Below are 4766 nucleotides of genomic sequence, written 5' to 3' on the forward strand. Positions count from 1 at the left end.
AGAGTTTCAAAACTGGGCAAATCGAGTTGCAGAACGCTTCAACTACACAGTGAAAATTCAACCAATAGGAGAGGACGATCTAGAAGTTGGCTCACCTACGCAGATGGGGGTATTTCAGAGGGAGTAGCCCCGTTGGGGAAGTCAAAAGGAGCCAGTGCGTTGGACGGGTTCCCCGGCTTGAAGCACCTGGCGTTCAAAAGTCAAAAGTCAAAAATCGGGGAGCAGGGATTTTTACAAGTAACACTTACTCCCCAGTCCCCAATCCCCAATGCCCATTGTTTTGTAACTCCTGAAATCAACAAATCGCTATGAAACTAACTCTTCCGGAACTTTCTTTGGTAGTGTTAATCGGTGCATCCGGTTCTGGGAAATCGACTTTTGCTAGCACCCATTTTCAGCCTTTTGAGATCCTTTCTTCAGACTTTTGTCGTGGGTTGGTGTCTGATGAGGAAAATAACCAATCTGCTTCCAATGATGCTTTTGAGGTTCTACACTTCATTGCTGCTAAACGACTAGCCACAGGAAAACTGACGGTAATAGATGCTACCAACGTCCAGCAAGAAGATCGCAGACAATTAGTCGCGATCGCACGTCAGTATCATTGCTTTCCTGTGGCTATTGTCCTTAATTTGCCAGAACAACTGTGCCAAGAACGTAACCAACAACGTTCTAATCGTCAATTTGGTTCTCATGTGGTACGGCGTCACACTCAGTTTCTGAGGCGTTCTTTGCGAAATCTAGAACGTGAAGGCTTCCGCTACGTTTACACCCTCAACTCTTTAGAAGAGGTAGAAGCTGTTGAAATTGAACGTCAACCTCTTTGGAACAACCTTAAACACGAACACGGTCCATTTGATATTATTGGCGATATCCACGGTTGTTGCGACGAACTGGAAACACTACTACAAAAGTTAGACTACCAAATCTCCCGCTCATTTCCCACTCCCACATACCACCACCCACAGGGACGTAAAGCGGTTTTTTTAGGTGATTTGGTAGATCGAGGTCCCCGTATATTAGATACTGTTAACTTAGTACGAAACATGGTTGCAGCAGGTACAGCTATCTGTGTTCCTGGTAACCACGAAAACAAGCTTTTGCGGAAACTACGTGGCAAAAATGTTAAGGTAAACCATGGTCTAGCCCAAACTTTGGGGGAGATTGATGGTTTACCGGATGCAATACGGGAATCTTATACCAAACAACTTAAAGACTTTCTGGATTGTCTCGTCAGTCACTACGTTCTAGATGAAGGACGGCTAGTGGTTGCTCATGCAGGATTAAGGCAAGAGATGCAGGGACGAGGATCTGCTGCTGTGAGGGAGTTTGCGTTATATGGTGAAACGACTGGTGAGATTGATGAGTTTGGCTTACCTATTCGCTATAATTGGGCAGCAGAGTATCGCGGCAAAGCAATGGTTGTCTACGGGCACACTCCTGTTGTGGATGCTGAATGGCTCAATAATACTATTGATATTGACACTGGCTGTGTCTTTGGGGGAAAACTCACTGCTTTGCGTTATCCAGAAAAGGAACTGGTGAGTGTTCCGGCGGCTCGTGTTTACTGCGAACCCGTTCGACCAATTCAGGGAATGAAAAACCCCCTGACAGCGCAACAGGAACTTGATGATGTACTTAATATTGAAGATGTACTTGGCAAGCGCATCATTAATACCCGCCTCATGCCTAGTGTGACAATTCCAGCGGAAAATGCGATCGCAGCTTTGGAAGTCATGAGTCGTTTTGCTGCTAACCCTAAATGGCTGATCTATTTACCTCCTACGATGTCCCCAGTAAAAACATCCCAAGAAACAGGATTTCTGGAACATCCTCAGCAAGCTTTCGCCTACTATTATAATCATGGAGTGACTAAGCTTATATGCGAAGAAAAGCATATGGGTTCACGGGCAGTGGTTATTGTTTGTAGAGATTTAGAAGCTGCCCAAAGATGCTTTGGTGTGGGGGAACAAGAGGGTATTGGTATCTGCTACACTCGTACCGGAAGGCGATTTTTTGATCCTACATTAGAGGTAGAATTTTTAAACCGGGTAAATGCTGCTCTTTCCGATAGTGGCTTTTGGCAAAGATTTAATACTGACTGGGTTTGTTTAGATTGCGAACTTATGCCTTAGTCAGCAAAAGCTCAGGGTTTGTTGCGTCAACAGTATGCAGCTGTCGGCGTAGCGTCACGCCTTGGTTTGACTGATGCTGTTAGTTTACTAAAGCAAGCAAGCGATCGCAACATTGAAGTCAGCACTCTACTCAATCACTACCAACAACGTGCAAAGATGGCAACTCAGTACATTAGTGCCTATCGTCGCTACTGTTGGTCTGTTAATAATCTTTCTGACTTTAAGCTCGCTCCTTTCCATATACTGGCAACTGAGGGATCTGTCCATACTGATAAAGACCATTGCTGGCATATGGAACAAGCTGCAAAAATAGCCCAGTATGACCCTGAATTATTTCTGAACACTACTTACAAGGTTATAGATTTGACAGATTTACACTCTCAAGCAGACGGGGTTCGCTGGTGGGAAGAACTTACTGAAGCTGGGGGTGAAGGTATGGTCACTAAGCCTATACAATTCATTGTTAAAGGCAGTCACGGCAACATACAACCTGCTATTAAATGCCGTGGACAGGAATATTTGCGGATTATTTATGGTCCTGAATACTCAACACCAGAAAATCTCGAACGTTTGCGCCAACGTGGACTGACGTTGAAGCGATCGCTCGCTATGCGTGAGTTTGCTTTAGGTATTGAAGCATTAGAGCGATTTGTTAATCATGCTCCCCTGCGTCGAGTTCATGAATGCGTTTTCGGGATTTTGGCTCTCGAGAGTGAACCTATAGACCCGCGACTGTGATGAATTGCTGCTTGTTAATTGGGTATAATCACGCGGATCTAAATGAGACAAAAAAATAAAAATTTCCTTTCCACTATTATCTAATACCCTCCGATGCAGCGCGATCGCCTCTATCAATCGAGAGGATATCATCAAAATTAGATAACCACTGGACTCATTTTATATTCTCCTAGTGGAAGTGGAGATTGCCAAGGTGATATCATTGCAACTGATCAAAATTTTTTTTATTATTGATTACAATCTATTAATTTTTATTAAATTATACTTCTTTCTCTGGACAGAGAAGAAAAAATATCCGCCTAACCTTTAACGACCGAGGAGATTGCTATGACTGATTTGGCACAGGAAAAATGTGGTGTATGTAACAACGATACACCGCAAGTTACAGAGGTAGAAATTAAAGAACTTAAGCCCCAAATTCCAGACTGGGAAATCTTAAATATAGATGGAGAGCCTCGTCTGGAAAGGACTTACAATTTTAAGGACTTTAAAACGGCATTAGCGTTTACGAACAGCGTTGGTGAGATTGCAGAGGAGGCAGGACATCATCCAGCATTGCTAACAGAATGGGGCAAAGTAAAGGTGAGTTGGTGGACTCACTCCATTCATGGGCTACATCGCAATGATTTTATTATGGCTGCAAAAACTGATAAAGTAGCCACTCAATCTTTTAACGTTTAGCGAGTTTGTGTTATGATACCTTGCTGAATATAAATTGGGCGGACCAATTGCCTTAAAACAGGCAATTGTCTGATAAAAATTAATGACCCTAACATACAAACGATTCCATCAATAATTAAGGTATTAGGCGCGGTGATATGGGTTGCTAACGCGCCTCCTAATAAATTACCAATGGGTATCGTACCTAAAAATGACATTGTATATAAGCTCATCACCCGTCCACGCTTATCCTCTTCGACAATCGTCTGCAAAACTGTATTGCCAGCAGCAACTTGTATAATTGTGCCAAAGCCGACAAATAACATTGTGAATAAAGACAATGGCAAAGAGCGAGATAAAGCAAAACCTATAAGTCCAAGTCCTAGAATACCAGGTCCTAGTGCTATTAGTTTACCAAGCCCTACCACTGTTTTGCGTGTCGCTAAATATATCCCACCGGTTAATGCGCCAACTCCTGACGCTCCCATTAAAAATCCTAGGGTATCTGCACTACCTTGCAGAATTTTTTCTGCAAAAATTGGTACTAAAACCGTGTATTGCATGCCGAAAAAGCTTACTAAGGCTGAGAGTAATAGTATTGAACGAATTGGTGCAAAACCAAAAGCATACTGAAATCCTTCTTTTATGCTTTCCAAGGGATTAGCGTGAGTAAATCTGTTTTCTCTTGGCTTGATTTTCATCGCTTGTAAAGCGATAATGACAGCGATGTATGAAAGGCCATCAATTAAAAAACAATATCCTGGACCAACTATAGCAATTAACAATCCACCAATCGCTGGACCAATTAATCGCGCACCATTAAACATTGTAGAGTTGACGGCGATCGCATTAGCTAAATCTTCTCGCTGTTCTACTAACTCTGGGACAAATGCTTGTCGTGCTGGAGCATCAAAGGCATTAATAAATCCCTGAAACAAGCTTAAGACAATGATATGCCAAATATGAATGACCCCTGTTAGTGCTAAGACTGCTAGCGCTAATGACTGAATCATTGCTAGTATCTGCGTACCAATTAAAGTACGCTGGCGAGAAAACCGATCCACAAATATCCCACCAAAAGGAGCCAGAAAAAAGCTAGGAATTTGACTAGTAAATCCTACAAGCCCTAGCAAGACTGGAGAATCGGTTAAGCGATAAACTAACCAAATGGTAGCAAGCTGCGTCATCCAACTCCCAATTAAAGAGATCCCTTGTCCCGCAAAAAACAGACGGTAG

At 42.8% G+C, this 4766-nt stretch carries 2 protein-coding genes and 1 pseudogene; 2 read left to right on the forward strand and 1 reads right to left on the reverse strand.

All coding sequences use genetic code 11. The annotated features are described in order from the left end of the window. Nucleotides 1-308 precede the first annotated feature (308 nt). Nucleotides 309-2870: pseudogene (locus G4P69_RS35605) on the forward strand (polynucleotide kinase-phosphatase). A 327-nt stretch (nt 2871-3197) separates the two neighbouring features. After that, complete coding sequence (locus tag G4P69_RS35610) at nt 3198-3551, forward strand: 4a-hydroxytetrahydrobiopterin dehydratase (RefSeq protein ID WP_208340465.1); 354 nt, start codon at nt 3198-3200, stop codon at nt 3549-3551. Here the strand turns inward: G4P69_RS35610 and G4P69_RS35615 are convergent. Further along, a partial coding sequence (locus G4P69_RS35615; protein ID WP_208354659.1) for an MFS transporter occupies nt 3548-4766 on the reverse strand: 1219 nt, incomplete at its 5' end. The two genes, G4P69_RS35610 and G4P69_RS35615, sit on opposite strands and share 4 nt — an antisense overlap.

It is taken from the genome of Aetokthonos hydrillicola CCALA 1050 (genome assembly GCF_017591665.1).
GTDB classification, from domain to species: Bacteria; Cyanobacteriota; Cyanobacteriia; order Cyanobacteriales; family Nostocaceae; genus Aetokthonos; species Aetokthonos hydrillicola.